The organism is Streptomyces racemochromogenes (assembly GCF_044129415.1).
Lineage (GTDB): Bacteria > Actinomycetota > Actinomycetes > Streptomycetales > Streptomycetaceae > Streptomyces > Streptomyces racemochromogenes_A.
Genome location: NZ_JBBDHD010000049.1, coordinates 22,734 through 43,928 on the forward strand (window position 1 = coordinate 22,734; position 21,195 = coordinate 43,928).

19 protein-coding genes are annotated in these 21,195 nt (G+C 74.2%); 7 read left to right on the forward strand and 12 right to left on the reverse strand.

The window, feature by feature from the left end:
- Positions 1-133 precede the first annotated feature (133 nt).
- A complete protein-coding gene (locus tag WDV06_RS19570; RefSeq protein WP_395511058.1) occupies positions 134-1,948 on the reverse strand; it encodes a S8 family peptidase in 1,815 nt (604 codons plus the stop codon).
- A gap of 399 nt (positions 1,949-2,347) precedes the next feature.
- A complete protein-coding gene (locus WDV06_RS19575; RefSeq protein ID WP_395511059.1) occupies positions 2,348-3,094 on the reverse strand; it encodes a DUF1838 family protein in 747 nt (248 codons plus the stop codon).
- Between the two features lie 161 nt (positions 3,095-3,255).
- Here WDV06_RS19575 and WDV06_RS19580 point away from each other — a divergent pair, with 161 nt between their 5' ends.
- The 3 genes from WDV06_RS19580 (at position 3,256) to WDV06_RS19590 (ending at position 5,670) form a co-directional block, all read left to right on the forward strand.
- A complete protein-coding gene (locus WDV06_RS19580) occupies positions 3,256-4,242 on the forward strand; it encodes a DUF1996 domain-containing protein (protein ID WP_395511060.1) in 987 nt (328 codons plus the stop codon).
- A gap of 100 nt (positions 4,243-4,342) precedes the next feature.
- A complete protein-coding gene (locus WDV06_RS19585; protein WP_395511061.1) occupies positions 4,343-4,948 on the forward strand; it encodes a sigma-70 family RNA polymerase sigma factor in 606 nt (201 codons plus the stop codon).
- Positions 4,945-5,670 carry a zf-HC2 domain-containing protein gene (locus WDV06_RS19590; protein ID WP_395511062.1) on the forward strand — a complete coding sequence of 242 codons (726 nt, stop codon included), beginning with the start codon at positions 4,945-4,947 and terminating at the stop codon, positions 5,668-5,670. The genes WDV06_RS19585 and WDV06_RS19590 overlap by 4 nt, the downstream gene beginning before the upstream one ends.
- A gap of 37 nt (positions 5,671-5,707) precedes the next feature.
- Here the strand turns inward: WDV06_RS19590 and WDV06_RS19595 are convergent, their stop codons facing one another.
- The 8 genes from WDV06_RS19595 to WDV06_RS19630 form a co-directional block, all read right to left on the reverse strand.
- Positions 5,708-6,892, reverse strand: a complete 1,185-nt coding sequence (locus WDV06_RS19595; protein ID WP_395511063.1) for an alpha/beta hydrolase family protein — start codon at positions 6,890-6,892, stop codon at positions 5,708-5,710.
- A 470-nt stretch (positions 6,893-7,362) separates the two neighbouring features.
- Positions 7,363-8,094 (reverse strand): DUF7873 family protein, encoded by a 732-nt coding sequence (locus tag WDV06_RS19600; RefSeq protein WP_395511064.1) that lies wholly within the window; start codon positions 8,092-8,094, stop codon positions 7,363-7,365.
- Between the two features lie 53 nt (positions 8,095-8,147).
- Complete coding sequence (locus WDV06_RS19605) at positions 8,148-9,398, reverse strand: cytochrome P450 family protein (RefSeq protein ID WP_395511065.1); 1,251 nt, start codon at positions 9,396-9,398, stop codon at positions 8,148-8,150.
- The gene (locus tag WDV06_RS19610) at positions 9,395-10,624 is read right to left on the reverse strand and encodes a cytochrome P450 (protein WP_395511066.1); all 1,230 of its coding nucleotides are present in this window, start codon (positions 10,622-10,624) and stop codon (positions 9,395-9,397) included. The genes WDV06_RS19605 and WDV06_RS19610 overlap by 4 nt, the downstream gene beginning before the upstream one ends.
- 69 nt (positions 10,625-10,693) lie before the next feature.
- A complete protein-coding gene (locus tag WDV06_RS19615; RefSeq protein WP_395511067.1) occupies positions 10,694-11,320 on the reverse strand; it encodes a GTP-binding protein in 627 nt (208 codons plus the stop codon).
- Positions 11,301-11,657, reverse strand: coding sequence for a DUF742 domain-containing protein (locus WDV06_RS19620; RefSeq protein WP_395511068.1), 357 nt, complete (start codon positions 11,655-11,657; stop codon positions 11,301-11,303). The genes WDV06_RS19615 and WDV06_RS19620 overlap by 20 nt, the downstream gene beginning before the upstream one ends.
- The gene (locus tag WDV06_RS19625) at positions 11,654-12,055 is read right to left on the reverse strand and encodes a roadblock/LC7 domain-containing protein (RefSeq protein ID WP_351890831.1); all 402 of its coding nucleotides are present in this window, start codon (positions 12,053-12,055) and stop codon (positions 11,654-11,656) included. Before WDV06_RS19625 ends, WDV06_RS19620 begins: the two co-directional genes overlap by 4 nt.
- Complete coding sequence (locus WDV06_RS19630) at positions 12,052-13,623, reverse strand: sensor histidine kinase (protein ID WP_395511069.1); 1,572 nt, start codon at positions 13,621-13,623, stop codon at positions 12,052-12,054. Before WDV06_RS19630 ends, WDV06_RS19625 begins: the two co-directional genes overlap by 4 nt.
- Before the next feature lie 234 nt (positions 13,624-13,857).
- Between WDV06_RS19630 and WDV06_RS19635 the strand changes: the two genes are divergently transcribed.
- The 3 genes from WDV06_RS19635 to WDV06_RS19645 are packed head-to-tail and all read left to right on the forward strand — an operon-like array spanning position 13,858 to position 16,667.
- Positions 13,858-14,769, forward strand: a complete 912-nt coding sequence (locus WDV06_RS19635) for an ATP-grasp domain-containing protein (RefSeq protein ID WP_395511070.1) — start codon at positions 13,858-13,860, stop codon at positions 14,767-14,769.
- Positions 14,766-15,569: an ATP-grasp domain-containing protein gene (locus WDV06_RS19640; protein ID WP_395511071.1), complete on the forward strand. Its 804-nt coding sequence runs from the start codon at positions 14,766-14,768 to the stop codon at positions 15,567-15,569. The genes WDV06_RS19635 and WDV06_RS19640 overlap by 4 nt, the downstream gene beginning before the upstream one ends.
- A 48-nt stretch (positions 15,570-15,617) precedes the next feature.
- Entirely contained in the window at positions 15,618-16,667 is a 1,050-nt protein-coding gene (locus WDV06_RS19645; protein WP_395511072.1) for a zinc-dependent alcohol dehydrogenase family protein, read from the forward strand.
- A 45-nt stretch (positions 16,668-16,712) separates the two neighbouring features.
- On the opposite strand, the gene gap is transcribed toward WDV06_RS19645, so the two are convergent.
- Together gap and WDV06_RS19655 are read right to left on the reverse strand one after the other, a co-directional pair.
- Positions 16,713-17,708, reverse strand: coding sequence for a type I glyceraldehyde-3-phosphate dehydrogenase (gene gap / locus WDV06_RS19650; protein ID WP_395511073.1), 996 nt, complete (start codon positions 17,706-17,708; stop codon positions 16,713-16,715).
- Between the two features lie 118 nt (positions 17,709-17,826).
- Positions 17,827-18,783, reverse strand: coding sequence for a GlxA family transcriptional regulator (locus tag WDV06_RS19655; RefSeq protein WP_395511074.1), 957 nt, complete (start codon positions 18,781-18,783; stop codon positions 17,827-17,829).
- Between the two features lie 66 nt (positions 18,784-18,849).
- On the opposite strand from WDV06_RS19655, the gene WDV06_RS19660 reads away from it, so the two are divergent.
- Positions 18,850-21,030, forward strand: a complete 2,181-nt coding sequence (locus WDV06_RS19660) for a hypothetical protein (RefSeq protein WP_395511075.1) — start codon at positions 18,850-18,852, stop codon at positions 21,028-21,030.
- Positions 21,031-21,195: the final 165 nt, after the last annotated feature.

The window sequence follows — 21,195 nt, forward strand, 5'->3', positions numbered from 1 at the left end:
CGCGGGCCTGCCGTTACGGGAGGTAGCGGCAGGCCCGCGGGCCGGGTTGGTCCGTACTATCGCCCCGTCAGGCCGGAGGTGGGGGACTCCGGCGGGGGCCCGGACCGGGGAGTGGCGTGGGGGCCGGCGGGGATCAGAAGCCGAGGCTCCAGGAGTCGATCTTGCCGGTGTCGCCGCCCGCGTTGTCGTTCACGCGGAGCTTCCAGGTGCCGTTCGCGGCCTCGGAGGAGGCGTCGACGGTGTAGGTCTGGTTGATGTTGGCGGTGCTGCCGCCGGCCCGGTTGTGCAGGGTGTAGACGGTGCCGTCGGGGGCCACGAGGTCGACCTTCAGGTCGCCGATGTAGGTGTGGACGATGTTCACACCCACCTTGAGGGCGGCGGGGGCGTTGCCGCTCACGCCGGTGACGGTGATCGGGCTCTCCACCGTGCTGTTGTCGGCGATGGCGAAGTCCGCGGTGTTCTCGAAGAACGGGGTGGCGGGGGTGGAGGTCACGGCGTTGACGGTCGCGGCCGCGTCGGCGAGGCCGGCGCCGCAGCCGCCGGTGCAGGTGCCGGCCAGCGGGCGGGCGTTGGTCTTGATGGCGGCCTCGACCTGCGCCGGGGTGAGGGAGGGCTTGGCGGCCACGAGGAGCGCGGCGAGGCCGGCGATGTGCGGGGCGGCCATGCTGGTGCCCTGGTACGGCTTGTAGATCTCCGCGCCGGGGGTGGTGGTGCCGTTGTTCAGCGTCGAGAGGATGCCGTTCTCGGGCGTGGTGACGGTGCCGGGCGTGTCGGTGGCGCGGCGGGTCTCACCGCCGGGGGCGGAGACGTCGACCTTGGTGCCGTAGTTGGAGTAGAAGGAGCGGTCGCCGGTGCGGTTGGTGGCGGCGACGGTGATGACGTTGTTGCAGCTGGCCGGGGTGAAGGAGCTCGCGTCGGCGTTGCTGTTGCCTGCGGCCACGACGACGGTGGTGCCGCGGGCGACGGCCGCGTTGATGGCGTTCTGGTAGCTGGAGCTGCAGGTGCCGGATCCGCCGAGGCTCATGTTGATGACCTTGGCGGGGGTGGGGTTCGCCGGGACGCCCGCGACGGTGCCGCCGGAGGCCCAGGTGATCGCGTCGACGATGTCCGAGGTGGCGCCGCCGCACTTGCCGAGGACGCGGACGGGCTGGATCTTCGCGTTGTACGCGATGCCCGCGACGCCCTTGCCGTTGTTGGTGGCGGCGGCGATGGTGCCGGCCACGTGGGTGCCGTGCCAGGAGGAGTCGCTGGCCTTGGAGCCGGTGCCGCACTCGCCGGCGGCGCTCCAGTCGCCCTGGTCGGCCGGGTTGTTGTCGCGGCCGTTGCCGTCGCGGGCGGCGGTGGAGTCGGAGATGAAGTCGTAGCCGGCGACGATGTTGGGCGCGACGTCGGAGTGCGCCACGTAGCCGGTGTCGATCACGGCGACGGTGACGCCGGAGCCGGTGCTCTTGTCCCAGGCGGCGGGCACGTTCATGCCGGCGGTGGGCTCGAAGAGGTCCCACTGCTTGGCGTACTCGGTGTCGTCCGGGGTGCTCATCGCGTACGCGCGGGAGTCCGGCTCGACGTAGGCGACGTCCGGGTCGGACCGGAACTGGGCCATCACGGCCGCGGCGTCGGCCGGGGCGGTCGCACCGCCCAGGTTGACGAGCGCGGCGCCGGTGCCCAGGCGGCGGTCGAACTTCGCCTTCTTGCCGGCCTTCTTGCCCTTGGCGGTGGCGTCGTCGGCGGCCGCGGCGTTGGAGGTCGCCTCGGACGCGGAGGACTTGTAGCCGACGATCAGGTTCTCGACCGGGGCGGAGACGGGGGTGGCGGGGGCGCCCGCCGCCGGGAGGGACCGGGCCGCCGGGTCGGCCGGCGGGGTCACGGCCACCGCGGCGGTGGCGGAGCCCGCGAGCAGGGTGACGGAGATGGCCACGACGGATATGAGCCGTCGTCGGGGTGCGTGCACGGTGTTCCCCTTACGGGCCGTTTCCGGGCAGGCCGGAGCGGCCGGTGTGTGCGGTGTGGGAGGTGGAACAGGCGCCGCGGGGCCGGGAGGGCTGGTCGAACCGCCCCGGCCGCCGCCGCGCCACGTCGCCCTGCCGCAACGGCGGGGCTGGGCGACGGCGTGTACCGGCGATCCGCGCCACCGCGTTCGGCTTCACACCATGTGGGGTTGGTGCGGGGGCAGTTCGGGGGGCGGGAGACCGCCGGTGGGCAGACAGTAGGCAACGCGGGAATGAACCCGATACAGGGAAAACCCTTGTCCGGACCCTGCGGAAGTCTGTGAAGTGCTTGTGAAACGCCTGTGCAACGCGCACGCAACACGCGCGTCACCCTCCCGGACCCCCGGCGGCGGGGCGGCGGGCTACTCGGGGTTGCCGCGGGGGTGGAGGGCGCGGAAGTAGGTCCAGCTGGTCTCGTTCGGCTCGGTCCACTTCTCGGGGGCGCGGGCGAACTCCGGGTGGTGTCCGGCGATGTGGGCGCGGGTGCGCTCGGGGACCTCGTCATAGGAGCCGAGCTTGGCGCCGCGGCAGTGGAAGGTCAGGCCGCCGGGGCGTTGTCCCTGTTCCATCCAGGGCAGCCAGGGGGACATGCGGGTCCAGGACATGGCCGCCGGGACGCTGGGCGCCCCGCCGGCGAGGGCGGCGGCGGGGGTGAAGAACTGGAAGAGCTCCAGGGCACGGTAGGTGTCGTCGGCGGAGTGGAGCGGGTAGTCCGCGACGGGCAGCGGGGAGGGGTAGGCCAGCGGGATCTCCAGGCTGAAGCAGACCTGGTCGCCGAGTTCGGTCCGGGGGACGGGGAAGGGCCGCAGGCGCAGGTTGGCCGGGTCGTTCCAGACGTGGACCACGGGCATTTCCTGCCAGGTCTCCAGGATCTCCCGAGTGGCGGGGTCGAGGTAGAAGGCGGCCTCGCGCGACAGCAGCCGGTAGCCGCCCTCCTCCTCGTCGGCCACGAGCCGGGACACGTTGACGCCTTCGAAGCCGAAGAGGCGCCGGTACGGCTCGCCCGGGGCCCAGGAGTGGATGTCGCCGCTCCACCAGTAGACGACCTCCTCTCCGTCGAGGGAGGCACGGGTGCGGGCGAAGTCGCGCAGCAGGTCGTCCGGTGTCATACGGAGAACTCTGTCGGGACGGCATCCGGCCGGGCAAGCATCCGGTGCGCCAACTCCCCCACGGGTTCGCGCCCGCCGCCCCCACACCTACGAGGGCGCGGTCCGCGGCTCGTAGGGTCGCCCGGTTGACGGTTGTACGAACACCGGCGACCGTGATCGCCATGGGGAACCCCTTGGGCAAGGAACACCGGATTCCGCTGCTGCTGGCCTGCCTGGTCCTGGGCCTCGGGCTGGCCGCCGCCGTCCTGGGCGCCTCGCGGGCGGCGGGGCCCGCCTCCGTCGCGGGCCCGTACGTGGACCTGCGCCGCGTACCGCCCGCCCCGGCCGGCCCCGAGCCCGGCCCGGGCGCCTCCACCGGCAGGGTGACGGTGGAGTGCGGGCGCAACGAGGAGGGGCACTGGAACGAGGACAACCTGGTGGTCTCGCCCGGGCTGCGGGCGGGCGCCCACCACACGCACGCGTACGTGGGGAACCTGTCCACGGACGCCCTGTCGACGGACGCCTCGCTGGCCGGGGCCGCCACGAGCTGTACGGGCGGCGACCGCTCCGTGTACTACTGGCCGGTCCTGCGCCGCACCGACCGGTCCGGGAGCGGCCCGCACGAGGGGGCGGCCGGGCACGGCAACACGGGTGAGATCCTGCGCGAGGCCTCGGTGCGGGTGGAGTTCCGGGGCAACGCGGTGGGGAAGGTGGTGGCGATGCCCCGGTTCCTGCGGGCGATCACCGGCGACGCCGTCGCGTACACGGCCGGCGGGGGCGCCGGGGTGCGGGCCCGCTGGGGCTGTTCGGGCCTGCCGGACCGGTCCACCACCGGCTACCCGCGCTGTCCGGCGGGCGAGCTGGTCACCCGTACGCTCGTTTTCCCCAGCTGCTGGAACGGGTTGGACACCGCCACCCCGGACCACCGCTCCCACCTGGCGTTCCCGGCCGCCAACGGGGTCTGCCCGCAGGGCACCTTCGCGGTGCCGGAGCTGCGCCTGTCGCTGGCGTACGCGGTGGCGCCGGGGGTGCCTCTGGCCCTGGACTCCTTCCCGGAGCAGCGGCACAGCCCGCTCACCGACCACGCGATGTTCGTGAACGTGATGACCGACGCGCGGATGGGCGAGCTCGTCGCCTGCCTCAACGAGGGCCGCGACTGCCGGACCTGAGTGACGCGGGTCACATGAACCGGCGGGGCCCCCAGGGCGTGTACCGACCGCGCCGGGTACTGCACCCGGCACCAGGACGTGAGGCGGACGGAGAGCGTGAATGGCCGGACCACTGTGGCCCCGCGCGCGGCGGGGCTCGACCGACGAGGCACTGATCAGGGCGGTCTACGAGGAACACGGCAACGCCCTGCTCGCGTACGCCACCCGGCTCACCGGTGACCGGGCCGCCGCCGAGGACGTCGTCCAGGAGACCCTGATCCGGGCCTGGCGGCACGCCGAGGTGCTGGTCAACGGGAAGGGCTCGGTGCGCGGCTGGCTGCTCACGGTGGCCCGGAACATCATCACGGACCGGTACCGGGCCAGGGCGGCCCGACCGCCGGAGGTCTCCGGCTCGGAGGCCGCTCCCCCGGTGGAGGGCGACCACGCGGACTCCGTGGTGGACACGATGACGGTGCTGGGCGCCCTGGACCGGCTCTCACCGGAACACCGTGACGTGCTCACCGAGTTGTACTACCGCCAGCACAGCGTGGCCGAGGCCGCCGACCGCCTGGGGATCCCGGCGGGCACGGTCAAGTCGCGCTCGCACTACGCGCTGAAAGCCCTGCGCGCGGTGTTCACGGACGGCGGCGCCGGCGAGTACGGCGGGGACAGACGATCAGGCCGGCCGCCCCAGCAGCCCGGCGGACTGCGGGAGGTGGTGGCGTGAACGCGCGGCGGCACGAGGAGGAGCTGCTCGGACCGTACGTGCTGGGTGTCCTGGACGAGGAGGACGTACGGCGCGTCGAGGAGCATGTCGGCGACTGCACGGGGTGCCGGGAGGAGGTGGCCGCGTTGCGCGAGTTGGAAGGCGTTCTGGGCGAGGTACCGCAGGAGGCGTTCCTCGACGGGCCCCCGCAGGGCGGCGACCTGCTGCTCCAGCGCACCCTGCGGCAGGTGCGCGGCGAGCGGGCCGCTCGGGCCCGGTGGCGGGGCGCGGTGGCGGGCCTGGCGGCGGCCGCCTCGCTGGCGGCCGTGTTCTGGGCCGGGGCCCGGCTGGGCGGGGACGCGGGGAGCACGGCCGCGCTGCCCCCGCCGCCGTCGCCGAGCGCGTCGGCCGCGCCGTCGCCGCCGCCCGCCGGGACCCGGGTGGCCTCGGCGACCGACGCGGGGTCGGGGGCGCGGATGACCGTGCAGGTGACCCCGGCGGCGAAGTGGGTGCGGGTGCGGGCGGCGGTGACCGGCGTGCCGGCCGGGCAGCGGTGCCGTCTGGTGGTGGTCTCCCGGGACGGTACGCGGTCCACGGCGGGCGGCTGGGTGGTGGGCACTGCGGAGCACGGCGAGGGCAAGGGAGCGGCCCTGGACGGCTCGGCGGCCGTGGACCCGGCGGACGTCGCGGCGGTGCTGGTGGAGAACGAGTCGGGGCGGACCTTCGTGTCGGTGCCGGTGTGAGGACGGGGCCCCGCGCGGGCGGGGCCCCGTACGGGCCTCAGGGGGTGTGGAAGCGGACCTCGGGGGCGTCGGCGCGCGGGCCGTCCAGCACCGGCCGGGGCTGCCCCTTGAGGTGCCGGTCGAAGAAGGCGCCGACATAGGTCCGGGTCACCTCCAGGGCCCGGGGGCCGGGCAGCGGCGCGTCGGGGTGGGGGACGCCGAGCTGGTCGCGCAGGGCCGGATAGTCGGTGGCGCCGAAGTGGTCGGTGCCGTCCACGGTGATCCAGCGCTTCCAGCCGTCGAGGTGCGGCCACGCCTGCGACCAGTTCCCGGCGGTGTCCTGGCCGGGGGCGCTGGCGGCCGAGCCGAACAGCAGGAACGGGCGGCCGCCGATCCCCGCGGCCGGGTAGGGCACGGGCAGGCCGCCGTCCATGTCGACGCCGGCGCGGATCCGCGGGTCGACGGCCATGGCCGCCAGTGCGGCTCCGCCGCCGATGGAGTGCCCGGCCATGGCGATGCGGCCCCGGTCGATCAGTTCGGCGTGGCGCCATACGGGGTGCCGGCCGGTGAGCCGGTCGAGGAGGAAGGAGACGTCCTTGGCCCGGGTGTCGGTGACGGCCTCCCGGCCGCCCGGGCCCTGCGCCTGGTCGCAGGCCAGGCAGGTGAGGATCCGGCCGCCCGGGAAGGCGGTGGCCGCGCTCTCGTAGGCATGGTCGACGGCGGCCACGACGTAGCCGCGTGAGGCCAGGTCTTCGGCGAGGGAGGTGAGGGTGGCGCGCGGGACGGTGAAGCCGGGCGAGAGGACGATCAGCGGGTACCGGCCCTCGGCGGGGCGGGCGCCGACGCGGGCGTGGGCGCGGGTGGCGGCGAAGGCGGCGGGATCGATGATCTTGTCGAGGCCCTTGTCGGCGAGGATCAGCCGGGCCTCCTCGGTGCTGAGGTAGGGCGCGGGGGCGCGGCCGGTGCCGCGCTGGGCGGGATAGCGCAGGGTGACCATCAGTTCGCGGGGGCCGGTGTGGGCCCAGGGGTCGGTGCGGCTGCGGTCGACGAGGTGGAGGTCCTCGGAGCCGACGGCGAGGCGTCCGGTGGGGGCGGGCAGTTCGGGCCCGGTGGTACGGAGGGCGTCGACGGCGGCAGCGGGCGCAGTGGGCGCGGCGGAGGCGCTGGAGGCGGCCGGGAGGGACGCGGGGAGCAGGAGGGCGAGTAAGGCCGCGGCGGCCGCGGTACGGCGTGTGGTGTTCATGGCGGAGACGCTATGCGGGAGCCGGGCGGGGCTCGTCGGACCGGAGGCTGACGCCCGCTCCGTCCGCGGTCGCAGCCGTCCGCGCGGGACGTCGTTCGGGCGGCGTACGGACGTCGTGGGGCGGCCCGTCGGAAAGCGTGACGGGGCCCGGGAATATGTCCAATTCCCGGGCCCCTGTGTGCCACCCAATTGCGCACACCGGCGGCGTTTAAGAGCGGGGATCATCTTGAGGCCGACGTGTTCTGCCTTTGAACTACCGCGCCATGGGAGAGGCGCAGGAGGGACTTGAACCCCCATCCGTCGGTGATCGTCCCTGCTCGGTCGATCCGGTGTTCGGCGGCGAATGCTGAGACTGGAGCGATAGTCTGAGATTCAAGGGGCCGCACTCGGGCCGCCCCTGTTTCAGCTTCAACGTCAGTTTCAGCTTGCGCTCTCGCGCACCCCCTGCGCTACAGGGGGCGTTCTCGGGGCTACCTGAACAGGTAGCCGAACACCGCGTCGCCGACCCGCTGGTCGGTGACCTCGGTGCCGTTGGCCTCCTCGCGGGCGAACTTCACGGCCTGCTGAAGCCGCTCCACCCGGTCGAGGAGTTCGTTGACCCGGCGGGCCGGGAGGGCGCCGGAGAACTTCACCGTCGTCCAGTAGCCGACGGCGACGTCCTCGTAGTACACCTCCACCTGCGCCGGGTGCTTCTCCGTGGCCTCCGCCTTGACGTGGTTGCGCGGCACCTTCTTGGTCCGGATGGTGCGTACGGGTTCCGTCTTCCAGGAGTCCGTGGAGGGGTCGAGGTTCCAGGACTCCGAGGCGTCCAGGACCGGCAGCTTGCGCACGAAGGTGTGCAGGTCGGTCAGCTGCTTCTCCAGGAAGAGCAGGTAGGGCACCGGAACCTGGGCGAGCAGCACGTCGCCGTCGACGACGACGTCCGCGGCCGCGGTGCGGTTGGCCCAGTCCTTGGTCGCCGTCACGTCGAACAGGCGGGTCAGGGTGGTGGCCGTCGCCCGCAGCACGTCCTCCGCCTTGACCTGGACCCGGGTGGACTCGGGCGGCAGCTGCTCGCCCTCCTCGTCCTTGGGCTGGTACGTCCGCGAGATGCCGGCCAGCAGGGCGGGCTTCTGCACGTCGTGGTGAGCCTGCGAAAGCTCCTGGAGGGACTTGGACTTGACGCCCTTTTCGACGGCGATGATCTGATTCAGCTTCGGCACGCGATCAACCTACCAACGGCTCCGGTACGACGACCATTTCTTTTCTCCGCAGGTCAGGGGTGCAGGCGCACCGGGAGGTCGAACAGGTCGTTCTGGGTGAGGACGGGCTTGTTGCGCAGTTCCCCGCGCGGCACGGCCAGGGACAGGTGCGGGAAGCGGGCGTAGAGGGCCGGGAGGGCCACGCCGGCTTCCAGGCGGGAGAGGGCGGCCCCGGGGCAGACGTGGGGGCCGTGGCCGAAGGAGATGTGCCGGTTCGGGGTGCGGGTGACGTCGAAGGCGCCCGCCGTCTCCCCGTGCTGGGCCTCGTCGCGGCCCAGCGCCCCGAAGGAGACGATCAGGCCCTCGCCCTCGGGCAGGATCCGGTCCCCGACCTCGATGTCCTCGGTGGCGAAGCGGATCAGGACGTGAGAGGTGGGGGTGGCCCAGCGCAGGGTCTCCTCGATGACGTTCTCCCAGGGGACCTCGCCGGAGAGGACGAGGGCGCGCTGTTCGGGGTGGGTCTCCAGGGCGACGACGGCGTTGACGATGAGGCTGATGGTGGTCTCGTGGCCGGCGGCGACCATCAGCTGGAGGGTGTTGGTGATCTCCTCGGTGCTGAGGTGGTCGCCCTCCTCGGACGCGGCGATGAGCGCGCTGGTGAGGTCGTCGCCGGGGTTGGCGCGCTTGGACTCGACGATCCGGGAGAAGAGGGCGCCGAGGTCCGCCATCATCTGCGGGACTTCCTCGGGGAGGGTCTGGGTGGAGAAGAACTTCTCGAAGAGGGCCTTCAGCCGCGGGTGTTCGGCGGCGTCCACGCCCATCAGCTCGCTGATGACGTTCATCGGCAGCGGGTAGGCGAAGGCCGCCTTCAGGTCGACGGTCTCCCCGGCGGGCAGGCCCGCCAGCTTGTCGAGGGCCTCGGCGGTGAGGGCCTCGATGCCGGCGCGGAGCTTCTCGACGCGGCGGGCGGTGAGGGCCTGCGCGACAAGGGTGCGCAGACGGCGGTGCTCGTCGCCGTCGACGGTGAGCATGGAGCGGCCGGGGTTGGCGAGGCCGATGAGCGGCCAGTCCGGGGGGATCTCCCCGCGCTGCCAGGCGCCCCACACCCCGATGTCCTTGACGACCCGGGGGTCGGTGAGCAGGGCGCGTGCCTCGGCGTGGTGGGTGACGGCGTACACGCCGACACCGCCGGGGAGGACGACGCGGACCAGCGGGCCGGCGGCGCGCAGGGCGGCGCTCTCGGCGTCGAGGTCGGTGACGAAGGGGTCGAGGGCGATCGGGGCGGCGGCCGGGACGGCGCCGGTGTGGTCGATCGGGCAGCTCATCTGGAAGCTCCAAGCGCGGGGGTCGGGGTGTAGGTCACGGGGAGCGCGGTCAGGCCGCGCAGCCAGGGCGAGGGGCGCCGGGTGAGTTCGGCGGCCGATCCGTCGAGGTCCACGTCGGGAAGGCGGTCGAGGAGGACCTCGATGCCGGTCCGGGCGATGACCTCGGCGACCTCCTGGGCCGGGAAGGGGCAGCGGTGTTCGCCGTGGCCGAAGGAGAAGAAGGCGTTGTTCCCGCCGGTGAGGGCGCCCGCCTCGGTGCGTACGTGCGGGTCGCCGTTGGCGGCGGCCAGGCCCAGCAGGACCAGGTCGCCGCGGGCGATGGTGCGGCCGCCCAGCTTGGTGTCGCGGGTGGTCCAGCGGCCGGCGACGTTCTGGGTGGGGGTGTCCTCCCAGAGCACTTCGTTCATGGCCTCGCCGACGCTGTGGCGGCCCCCGGCGAGGGAGGCGGCGAAGCGGTCGTCGGTGAGCATCAGGCGCAGCGAGTTGCCGATCCAGTCGGCGGTGGGCTGGTGGCCGGCGGCCATCATCACCATCAGGTCCTGGGCCACCTCGTCGAGGGTGAACCCGGCGGTGTTGGCGAGCATCCGGGAGGCGACGTCGTGCCCGGGCGCCTCGGCCTTGGCGGCGAGCAGGGCGTACATGGACTCGCCGAGGTGGCGCTGGCCGTCCAGGGCGCCCTCGCGGCCGTTGATCATGTCGTTCATGGCGGTGACGAGGCCGGGGCCCTGCTCGTCGGAGAAACCGTAGATGCGGGCGAGGACGCGCAGCGGCAGGAGCATGGCGTACTCGCCGACGATGTCGCAGGAGCCCTTGCCGCAGAGCCCGTCGATCAGCTCGTCCGCGAACCGTTCGGCGTGGCCCCTGAGTTCGAAGGGGTCGACGGATTCGAGGGCCTCGCTGATGACGGCGGCACGCTCGCGGTGGCGTTCGCCGGTGGTGTAGAGGATCGAGGGCTGCTTGCGGCCGATCATCGGGAGCAGGGGCCAGTCGGCGGGGATGCGGTCCCACTGGTTCCACAGGTCGGAGTCGCGGGAGAAGAGCTGCGGGTCGCCGGTGACCTGGTGGAGTTCGCGGTAGCCGAGGACCAGCCAGGCCGGGACGTCCCCGTCGAGGACGACGGGGGCGACGGCGCCGTGGTCGCGGCGCATCTCCCGGTACAGCTCGGCGGGGTCGCTCTGGAAGCGGGGGCCGCCGAGGTAGACGGGCCGGGTCTCGGGGGTGGTCACTGCGTGGGCTCCGGGAGGGTGCGGGGGACGGCCCTCGGGGGGAGGGCTCGGGTCTCGGGGGCTCTGGGACTACGGGAGGGCCTGGAGGCTCTGACGGTGCTGGAGGTACTGGAGGTGCTGGAGGTGTTCGACGAGGGAGATGAGCACCTGCTTGCTGGAATCGCGGGAGCGGGCGTCGCAGAACAGCAGCGGCACCTCGGCCGGCAGGTCGAGGGCGGCGCGGATCTCGTCCGGGGTGTGGGCGGGCCCGCCGAAGTCGTTGCAGGCGACGACGAAGGGCGTGCCGTGGTGTTCGAGGCGGTCGATGGCGTACCAGGAGTCCGCGAGCCGCCGGGTGTCGACGAGGACCACCGCGCCGAGGGTGCCGGAGAACAGGCGGTCCCACAGGAACCAGAACCGCTCCTGGCCCGGGGCACCGAACAGGTAGAGCACGTTGCGGGCGTCGAGGGTGATCCGGCCGAAGTCGAAGGCGACGGTGGTGGAGGTCTTGGCGGCGATGCCGTCGGTGTGGTCGACGGCCTCGCCGGCCTGGGTCATCGTCTCCTCGGTGTTCAGGGGACGGATCTCGCTGACCGAGCGGACCATGGTGGTCTTGCCGACGCCGAAGCCGCCCACGATCACGATCTTCAGGCCGTTGTCGGCGGTGCTGCTGAGTGCCTGCCGGGGCGCGCCCGGGTCAGAGGTTGCGGAGTCCAACGAGCACCTGCTCCAGGAGTTCGGGGTCGGGAAGGCAGTACGTCGTGGCGCGCGGGTGCCGGGCGCTGACGCGTCCGGCGGCCAGGAGGTCGGCGAGCAGGATCCGGACGATCGACACGGGCAGGCCGAGTTCGGCCGCCACCTCCACGACGGCCGTCGGGTAGCGGCACATCCGCAGGATGGCCGCGTGCTCCGACTGCATTCCGGGGACGGGGTCGCACTCGGCGACGATCAGGGTCACCAGGTCGAAGGCGTCGCTCCCGGAGCTGCTGCGGCCGCCGGTGAGGGTGTAGAGCCGGTCCGGGGAGTCGTCCCGGCCCGGCCGGACGCGGCTCATCCCCGGGGCCTGGCGATCAGATGCTCGCTCAGCTGCTCGACCAGTTCGGACATGTTGTGGCCGACGAGACCGGCGTCGGCGTCCTCGGCGGCGACGAGCGCGAGGTGGGCGCCCTCGCCCGCCTCGACGATGAAGAGGATCCCGCCGTAGAACTCGGCCATGGCGGAGCGGACGCCGCCGGTGCCGTCGCCGAACTCGATGGAGGCGCCGTGCGAGAGGCTCTGGATGCCGGCGGCGATGGCGGCGAGCTGGTCGGCCTGGTCGACGGAGAGCTCGGGGGTGCGGCACAGCTTGAGGCCGTCGCGGGAGAGCACGAGGGCGTGGCGGGCGCCGGGGGTGCGCTCCAGGAGGCCTTCCAGGAGCCAGCTGAGCTTCTCGTCGGTGGTGGAGCCGGTCATCTCGTGTTGCCTTCCGGGTGCGGGGGATTCGTGGGCTGCTGCCGCGCCGGCGCGTCGCGCACGGCCTGGCGGAAGCTGCCGAAGCGGGCGGCGGAACGGGACGCGCCGGTGGGGGCGGCCTGGGTGCGGGCCGCCGCGGACGCGGCGTCGGGGCCTTCGGGGTGGGCGGCGGCCAGGGTGCGGCCGCGCCGCCGCTGGGGCAGTCCGCTCGCGCCGAGCACCGGGTCGCGGCCGGTGGATTCGGAGTCGTGCGAGGGCTCGGAGCCGCTGCGGGCGGGTGCGGCCGGGGCTGCCGGTGCCGGAGCGGCGGCGGGCAGTGCGGGGGCGCGGACCGGGCCGGCGGGGGCCGCCAGGAGCGGCGGGGCGGGGACGGGTTCGGCCGGGGCGTGGCTGATGAGCTCTTCCGGGATCATCAGCAGCGCGCCGGTGCCGCCGCGCGCCGAGGGGCGGAAGGAGACGGTCAGCCCGTGCTTGCGGGCGAGGCGGCCGACGACGGCGAGGCCGAGGCGGGTGCCGGAGAGCCCGGCGAGGTCCAGGGTCTCGGCGCCGACGGCCTGTTCGGCGCGGCGCAGCTGGAGTTCGCTCATGACGAGGCCGCTGTCCTCGACGGTGATGACGATGCCGGCCGGCACCTCCTCCACGTAGACGTGGACCTCGGCGGTCGGCGGGGAGAAGTTCGCGGCGTTGTCGAGGAGCTCGGCGAGGGCGTGCATGACGCCCTCGGCGGCGTGTCCGGCGACGGCGGCCTCGCTGGTGGAGTGCAGGCGGACGCGCTGGTAGCCGCCGATGCGGCCCATGGCGCCGCGCAGGATCGACTCCATGACGATGGGCTTGGCCCAGCGGCGGCCGGAGCGGGCGCCGGTGAGGACGGCGATGGAGTCGGCGAGGCGGCCGGCCTGGGCGGTGCGGTGGTCGAGGTGCAGGAGGTCGCCGAGGACCTCCTCGTCGGCGTGCTTGTGCTCCATCTCGCGCAGGTCGGCGAGCATGCCGGTGGCCAGGGCCTGCATCCGGCCGGCCGCGTTGGCGGCGGCGGCCATGGCGGCGGCGCGGCCGGACTGGGCGCGCCGCAGTTCCTCGCCGAGCCGCTCGCGGGTGGCCTGCTGGGCGGCGGCGAGGTGGTCGAGTTCGGCGGTGTGCGCGGCGGTGAGCCGGGCGGCCTCGGCGGTGCGGGCGGCCGTCAGCCGGTCGGTCTCGGCGGCGTGTTCGGCGGTGAGCCGGGCGACCCGGGCGGTGTGGTCCGCGGTGAGGCGGGCGATTTCGGCGGTGAGGTCCGCCGTCTCGCGGGCGGCGTCGGCGGTCAGCCGGGCGATGTACGCGTCGCGGGTGGCGACTTCGCCGGTGAGCAGGGCCGCGTCGGCGCGCAGCTGCCGGGCGGTGCGCGCCGACCAGGTGGCCGCGCAGGCGGCGAGGGACAGCAGCAGGGTTCCGAAGGCGGCGAACCAGGCCAGGGGCGGGCGGACACCGGACGGTGCCGCGGCCACCGCCGCCGCGGAGATGGTGCCGGCGGCCACCGCCGTGACCAGCAGGGCGAGCGCGGAGGGGCGGAGGGGGGAGGGCGACGCCGTCATCAATCAAAGCCTCAAAAAAGGGGCGTATATGGAAGAGAGGGTTCCTGTGGCAACGAGGCATCACTATAAGAGGATTGGTGATCGTTTAGGAAAGCCCTTGACGAAGATCACGCTGTGTAGCGCCCACTAAGGTTGCTTCTGGAGCGGTTTCGGGGCTATGCCATGGCATCCTGTGACGTCACAACTCGCCGGACGGGATCGGCGGCGGACGTCCGGGGAATATGGGGAAGATCCATGAGGCTCTGCTTCCTGGTGGAGGAGCACTACCGCCATGACGGCATGCCGAACGAGGTGATCCGTCAGCTGACCGCGTGGGGCCACCACGTGGACGTCGTACGGCCGGGCGGCTCGCTGCTGCGCATGACGGACCTGGTGCGGGCCGGCGCGCACGACGCGTGGGTGCTCAAGACCGTCTCGGGCGGTCCCGGTCTCACCCTCCTGGAGGCCGCGGCCGCAGCGGGGGTGACCACCGTCAACGACGCCCGGTCCATCCGCGGGGTGCGGGACAAGGCGCTGGCCGCCGCCCTCGGCAGCGCGCGGGGGCTCCCCCTGCCGCCCACCTACGCGGTGGCCAGCCCCGAGCTCCTGGTGGAGATACCGGACGAGCTCTACCCGCTCGTGGTCAAGCCGGCCGACGGCAGCTCCGGCCGCGGGGTGCACCTGCTGCCCTCGCCGGACCGGCTCGGGGCGCTGCTCCCCGCGCTCGCGGGCGAGGGGATGCTCATCGCCCAGCCGTACGTCCCGAATCCCGGGACCGACATCAAGGTGTACTGCGTGGGCGGCGAACTGCACGCGACCGAGCGCTGTTCCCCCCTGCACCCCGACGCCGCGGTGCGCGAGCGCCGGGTGCCGCTGCCGGCCGAGGTCGCGGAGATCGCCGCCCGGGTGGGCGAGGTGTACGGGCTGGACCTGTACGGGGTGGACGTGCTGCTGGGCCCCGACGGCCCGGTGGTGGTCGACGTCAACGACTTCCCGAGCTTCCGCCAGGTGCCGGACGCCGCGGCCCGCGTCGCGGGCGCCGTCCTGGACCTGGCCCGCGCGGGCGGCGGCCGTACGGCCGTCCCGCCCTGCCCGCCGGCCCGGCCGTACGCCCTCCCCGTGGCCGTCCCGGCGCAGGCGGCGGCGCGGGCGGGGGACGGCGCGTGAGGATCGGCCTGATCACCCCCGACCCCGGCCATCCGCTGCTGGCGGCGACCGCCGCGCTGCTCGGAGAGCGGCACGAGGTGGAGGTGCTGCACCCCTCGGCGGGGGAGGCGTCCGTCGGGGCGCCCGCCGACGTGTACCTGCTGAAGGCGCGGACCCCGGCGGCGCTGGAACTGGCCCGTGCGCTGGAGCGGCGGGGCGCGCCGGTGGTGAACTCCGCCGCCGCCACCGAGGGCTGCCAGGACCGGACGGGGATGGCGTCGCTGGCCCTGGGGGCGGGGCTTCCGTTCGCCGCCACCCGTACCTTCGGCTCCCTGGCGCTGCTGGAGTCCGCGGCGGGGCTGGAGTGGCCGCTGGTGGTGAAGAGCCGGCGCAGCCGCAAGGACGACCTGGTGGCACGCCTCGACGGACCCGGCCGGCTGCGGGAACTGGCGCCGCGCTGGGGCGGGGAGCCGGTGGTCACGCAGGCGTTCGCGCCCAACAGCGGCTGGGACCACAAGCTGTGGGTGGTCGGGGACGAGGTCTTCGCCGCACTGCGCCGCTCCGAACTCGCCGCCGGCACCGGGGAGCCGGCCCCGGGCGGGGGGCGGCTGCCCGACGGGTGGGCCGAACTGGCCCTGCGGGTGGGGCGGGTCTTCGGACTGGACGTCTACGGGGTGGACGTGATCGCCACGGAGGGCGGCGGACCCCTCATCGTCGACGTCAACGCCTTCCCCGGCATCCGCGGCCAGGCCGGCGCCCCCGAGGCCCTCGCGGCCCTGACCCTGCGGCGGGCCGCCCGGGACCGCGCGGTGGGTCGGTAGCGCGACGGGGCGGTAGCCTGCGGGCCGGTCGACAGGAGGGCGGGGTCCATGCGCGCGGTGGTGTTCGAGCGGTACGGGGAACGGGCCGAGGTGCGGGAGGTCCCCGATCCGGCGCCGGCCCGGGACGGCGTCGTGGTGCGCGTCGAGGCCACGGGGCTGTGCCGCAGCGACTGGCACGGGTGGGCGGGCCACGACGCGGACATCACCCTGCCGCACGTGCCGGGGCATGAACTGGCCGGAGTGGTCGAGGCGGTGGGCCCGGACGTGGTGAACTGGCGGGCCGGCGACCGGGTGACCGTACCCTTCGTCTGCGCCTGCGGGAGCTGCGCCGACTGCGCGGCCGGCGACCACCAGGTGTGCGCCCGGCAGTCGCAGCCCGGCTTCACCCACTGGGGATCCTTCGCCGAGTACGTGGCCCTGGACCACGCCGACGTGAACCTGGTGGCGGTGCCGGAGGAACTGTCGTACGCGACCGCGGCGGCCCTGGGCTGCCGCTTCGCCACCGCCTTCCGGGCGGTGGTCGCGCAGGGCAGGGTGAAGGCGGGCGAATGGGTCGCCGTCCACGGCTGCGGAGGGGTCGGCCTGTCCGCCGTGATGATCGCCGCCGCGGCGGGGGCCCGGGTGGTCGCCGTCGACACCGCTCCCGGGGCCCGGGAGCTGGCGCGGGAGTTCGGGGCGGCACACTGCGTGGACCCCGCCGCCGTCGGGCCCGGCGGGGCCGCGCAGGCGGTGCGGGAGCTGACGGGCGGCGGAGCGCACCTGTCGCTGGACGCCCTGGGCTCTCCCGCGACCGCCGCCGCCTCGGTGTCCGGGCTGCGGCGGCGCGGGCGGCACGTCCAGGTGGGGCTGCTCCCCGCGGCGGCCGGACCGGTGGCGCTGCCGCTGGAGCGGGTGATCGGCTGGGAGCTGGAGGTCCTCGGCAGCCACGGCATGGCCGCCCACGCCTATCCCCCGATGCTGGAACTCGTCCGCTCCGGCGCCCTGCGCCCCGACCTCCTGGTCACCGCGACGATCGCGCTGGACGCGGCCCCGGCCGCCCTGGCCTCGATGGGCACGGCCCCGGGACGCGGGGTCACCGTGATCCTGCCCGGGGCCTGACGCGGACCCGCCCCGGTCCTGGACGGAGGACCGGGGCGGGGGGTCTCAGCCCGCGAGGAGGGTGAGGGTGTCGATCACGCGGTTCGAGAAGCCCCACTCGTTGTCGTACCAGGCGACCACCTTGACGTGGCGGCCGTCGACGCGGGTGAGCTCCGAGTCGAAGATCGACGAGGCGGGGTTGCCCGTGATGTCGGAGGAGACAAGCGGGTCCTGCGAGTACTCCAGCACCCCGGCCAGGGGGCCCTCGGCGGCGGCGCGGTAGGCGGCCAGCACCTCGTCGCGCGTGACGTCGCGGGAGACCGTCGTGTTGAGTTCGACGATCGAACCCACCGGCACGGGTACGCGGATCGAGTCGCCCGACAGCTTGCCGTCGAGGTTCGGCAGCACGAGGCCGATCGCCTTGGCCGCGCCGGTCGTGGTCGGCACGATGTTCACGGCCGCGGCGCGCGCCCGGCGCGGGTCGCGGTGCGGGCCGTCCTGGAGGGCCTGCTCCTGGGTGTAGGCGTGCACCGTCGTCATGAAGCCGTGCTCGATGCCGGCCAGTTCGTCGAGGACCGCGGCCAGCGGGGCGAGCGCGTTCGTGGTGCAGGAGGCGTTCGAGACGATCGTGTGCCGCTCGGGGTCGTACGCGCCGGTGTTGACTCCGTAGGCGAGCGTCACGTCCGCGCCGTCCGACGGGGCGCTGACGAGGACCTTCTTCGCGCCCGCCTTGATGTGGGCGCGGGCGGCCTCGGCGGAGGTGAAGCGACCGGTGGCCTCCAGGACGATGTCGACGCCGAGTTCGGCCCAGGGCAGCTGCTCCGGCTCCCGCTCGGCGAGCACCGCGATGCGCCGGCCGTCGACCACGAGGGTGCTGCCGTCGACGGTCACCGGGCGGCCGAGGCGGCCGGCCGTGGAGTCGTACGCGAGCAGCCGCGCGAGGGTGGCCGGCTCCGTGAGGTCGTTGACGGCGACGACCTCCAGGTCGCTTTCGCGTTCGAGCAGCGCGCGCAGCACGTTGCGTCCGATGCGGCCGAATCCGTTGATGGCGATGCGAGTCATGAGCGGTGTCCCCTTCTGTTCACCATCAGGTTCGCTTCCGCCGCCCGCCCACGACAGTGGCGAGATCGCCACTGTTCGCAAGTATCTCGCCAAGCGGCTCTCCGGGGCCGCGCGCCGGCTACTCGCCCCGGGTGAAGGTGCGCCGGTACTCGGTCGGAGTGGTGCCGAGGATGCGCTGGAAGTGCAGGCGCAGGTTCGCGGCGGTGCCCAGGCCCACGTCGGCGGCGATCTGCTCGACGCCCCGCTCGGAGCGTTCGAGCAGCTCACGGGCCACGTCGACCCGGGCCCGCATGATCCACTGCATGGGCGTGTACCCGGTGTCCTCGGCGAAGCGCCGCGAGAACGTACGGGGCGACACGGCCGCGTGCCGGGCCAGCGCTTCGAGGGTCAGGGGCTCCCCGAGCCGCTGCAGGGCCCACTCGCGGGTGGCGGAGAACCGCTCCCCCAGGGGTTCGGGCACGCTGCGCGGCAGGTACTGCGCCTGCCCGCCGCTGCGGTACGGGGCCGCCACCAGCCGCCGGGCCGCGTGGTTCGCCGCGGCGACGCCGAGGTCGCGGCGCAGGATGTGCAGGCACAGGTCGATGCCCGAGGCGGCCCCGGCCGAGGTCAGCACGCTGCCCTCGTCGACGAACAGCACGTTCTCGTCGAGCCGGACGAGCGGGTGTTTCGCCGTCAGCGCGCGCGTGTAGTGCCAGTGGGTGGTGGCCCGCTTGCCGTCGAGCAGTCCCGTGGCGGCGAGCGCGAACGCGCCCGTCGAGATGGCGGCGAGCCGCGCGCCCCGGCCGTGGGCGGCGGTCAGCGCCTCGACCACCTCCCGCGGCGGGTCCTCGCGGTCGGGGAAGCGGTAGCCGGGGACGAAGACGATGTCGGCCCATTCGAGCGCCTCCAGCCCGTGGGTGACGTGGTAGGACAGGCCGTCGCCGCCGGTGACCAGTCCGGGGGCCGCGCCGCAGACGCGGACCTCGTACGGCATGCTCGCCCGGGTGCTGAAGACCTGTGCCGGGATCCCGACGTCGAGCGGCTTGGCCCCTTCGAGGACGAGGACGGCGACACGGTGCGGGCGGGAACGGGACACGTCGGAGAGGGTACGCGCGCCGAAACCCGTGTGCGCGCCGCCGGACGGGTCTGGGAGCATGCCCCGATGGAACGCCCTCTCGAATCCCTGGTCGTCCGGCACACCCGCCGCCTTCCCCTGCCCTCCGGTCCGGCCGGGCGGGGCGGGACGGCGGCGCGGCGGTTCGACGCCGCACTGCTGTCCGTCGGCTTCACGCTCTCGGCGCCGCTGCTGGAGCACCTGGCGGGGCTCGCGGAGGAGACGGTCGTGGAGACCGCCTCGCGCACGCTGGACACCGTCCGCGAGATGGTCGGCGACCACGTCGCGCACAACGTGTACTTCAAGGACTTCCCGGCCAACGTGCCGGACACGTTCGACTTCTGGGCGCAGTGCGTCCGCGAGGCCCTCGCCGACGACGCCGCGCGCCCGGACGTCCTCGCGCAGCTGAGCACGGGCGTGCTCGACCTGCTGACCCTCCCCTCCTACGGCGGCTACCGGCACACCTACGAGGAGATGCTCGCCGCGCACGAGGAGCTGATCGCCGCCACCGGCGACCGGATGACGGTCCTGCACGCCGGCGGCGCCCTGGACGAGGAGGTGACCGCCCTCTACCTGGCCCTGGCCGGCAGCACCACGCCGCTGGGCGAGGAGGCGCTGCGCGACCTCGGAGTGCTCGCCGCGCACTGCGCCGACGGCCCCCAGCCGCCGGAGATCCCGGTCCGGGAGAACCGCGCCGTGGTCAACCGGGCCCGTCTCGCCCGCGGCGCGGAGCTGCTGGTGGACACCGTCACGGACGTGCTCCGCCTGGCCTGCGCCCTGTCGGACGGGGACGTGTCGCTGACGGAGCCGACCCGGCTGAAGTCGCTGCCGCGGCCGGTCCGGCGCGCCCTGCTGGCCGCCCTGGACGCGGTCGTCGCCGCCTCCCCCGCGAAGCTCGCCGACGTGCACGCGCACCGCGAGCAGTTCAAGCGGCTCGGCGAGCGGCTCCACCCGCACGAGTACCCGGGCCGGCCGCACGCCGCGCGGGTCTTCGCCGTGGCCCGCGGCGAGCTGGAGGCCCGCACCCTGGAGAGCCGGGTCGAGGAGCTCCTCGGCTCCGGCGACGCCGTCGGGGCGGCACGGCTGCTGGCGGCGGGCGCGCCCGGACGGCTGCTGCGCTCCCTGGACCGGCTGCTGCGCGCCTGCCCGGGCCCCGGGGAGCGCGCGGCGGTCGCGGCCGCCGCCGAGGAGGCGGTCCCGGGGGTCTCCGGCCGGGTCCTGCTGGCGGTGCGCGAGCACCTCCGGCACCGGACCGGCGGACCGGAGGCCCGCCGGGTCTTCGTCAACCACCGCGGCGCCGCCTGGGTCACCGCCGACACCCGGGCGCCCCTCCCGGCGGCCGAGACCGGGCGGCTGATCGCGGCCCTGGACGCTGAGGTGCTGCGCCGCCTGCCCGATCCGGGGCACCTGCTGGTCGACCCCGCGGTCCTCGACGTGGCCCTCCCGCTCAGCGGGAAGGCCACGGCCGCCGGACTGGGCGTACTGCCGCGCGGCTCGCTGTCCCCGGTCGAGGGGGAGCTGCTGCGGTTCTTCGTGCACTGGACGCAGACGGAGCGGAGCACCGACTACGACCTGTCGGCGGTGATGCTGGACGCCTCGTACGAGACCCTGTCCTGGCTGTCGTACACGTCCCTCCGGGCGGTCGGCGGCGAGCACTCGGGGGACATCACGAACGCTCCCGCGCCGGACGGCGCGTCCGAGTTCATCAACCTGCGCCTGGACGCCGTGGAAGGCGACTTCATCGTGCCGCAGGTCGACCTCTTCTCCGGGGAGGGCTTCGAGGAGGTGGCCGAGTCCTTCTTCGGCTTCATGCTCCGCGACGGCGACCGGCTCGGCCGGCCCTTCGAACCGCGTACGGTGCGCATGAAGTCGGAGCTGCGCGGGCCGGGCCGGGTCGCCCTGCCGCTGGTGTTCCTGCGCGGGAGCGACGGCGCCTGGCGGGCGAAGTGGCTGCACCTGTACCTGCGCGGCACCCCCAGCGCCAACCGGGTGGAGGACAACCGGGCGACGGTCGGCACCCTGGTGCGCGCCGTCGTCGAGCGCGAGTACCTCACCGTCCGCCACCTGGTGGACCTGCTGTCCGGCCGGGCCGCCGCCAGCACGGCGTGGGACGGCACGGAGCCTCCGGCCGGGCCGGTCACCTACATCGGGCTGGAGCGCCCGGACGGACTGCACCCGGACTCGGTGGTGTTCACCCCGGAAAACCTGCGTGCCCTGATCCCGGGCTGACTGCTACCTTTGGCCCCGGCGAGGCCATGGGCGGACTTCCTTCTCAAAACCAATTGAAATAGTCCCCCCGCTTTCCTCGCCCCCGACATGACGGAGCCGGGGCGCCCGAGGCGTCCCGGCTCCGTCGTGTCCGGCCCTCGGACGGGGTGGTCGACCGGCCCGGGA

Excerpts from the sequence above, each read along its gene's own strand:
- WDV06_RS19575 (WP_395511059.1), bottom strand. The coding sequence starts at position 3,094 with ATGACACCGGACGACCTGCTGCGCGACTTCGCCCGCACCCGTGCCTCC.
- WDV06_RS19660 (WP_395511075.1), top strand. The coding sequence starts at position 18,850 with ATGGAACGCCCTCTCGAATCCCTGGTCGTCCGGCACACCCGCCGCCTT.
- WDV06_RS19635 (WP_395511070.1), top strand. The coding sequence starts at position 13,858 with ATGAGGCTCTGCTTCCTGGTGGAGGAGCACTACCGCCATGACGGCATG.
- WDV06_RS19605 (WP_395511065.1), bottom strand. The coding sequence starts at position 9,398 with ATGAGCTGCCCGATCGACCACACCGGCGCCGTCCCGGCCGCCGCCCCG.
- WDV06_RS19620 (WP_395511068.1), bottom strand. The coding sequence starts at position 11,657 with ATGAGCCGCGTCCGGCCGGGCCGGGACGACTCCCCGGACCGGCTCTAC.
- WDV06_RS19595 (WP_395511063.1), bottom strand. The coding sequence starts at position 6,892 with ATGAACACCACACGCCGTACCGCGGCCGCCGCGGCCTTACTCGCCCTC.
- WDV06_RS19645 (WP_395511072.1), top strand. The coding sequence starts at position 15,618 with ATGCGCGCGGTGGTGTTCGAGCGGTACGGGGAACGGGCCGAGGTGCGG.
- WDV06_RS19580 (WP_395511060.1), top strand. The coding sequence starts at position 3,256 with ATGGGGAACCCCTTGGGCAAGGAACACCGGATTCCGCTGCTGCTGGCC.
- WDV06_RS19585 (WP_395511061.1), top strand. The coding sequence starts at position 4,343 with ATGGCCGGACCACTGTGGCCCCGCGCGCGGCGGGGCTCGACCGACGAG.
- gap (WP_395511073.1), bottom strand. The coding sequence starts at position 17,708 with ATGACTCGCATCGCCATCAACGGATTCGGCCGCATCGGACGCAACGTG.
- WDV06_RS19630 (WP_395511069.1), bottom strand. The coding sequence starts at position 13,623 with ATGACGGCGTCGCCCTCCCCCCTCCGCCCCTCCGCGCTCGCCCTGCTG.
- WDV06_RS19625 (WP_351890831.1), bottom strand. The coding sequence starts at position 12,055 with ATGACCGGCTCCACCACCGACGAGAAGCTCAGCTGGCTCCTGGAAGGC.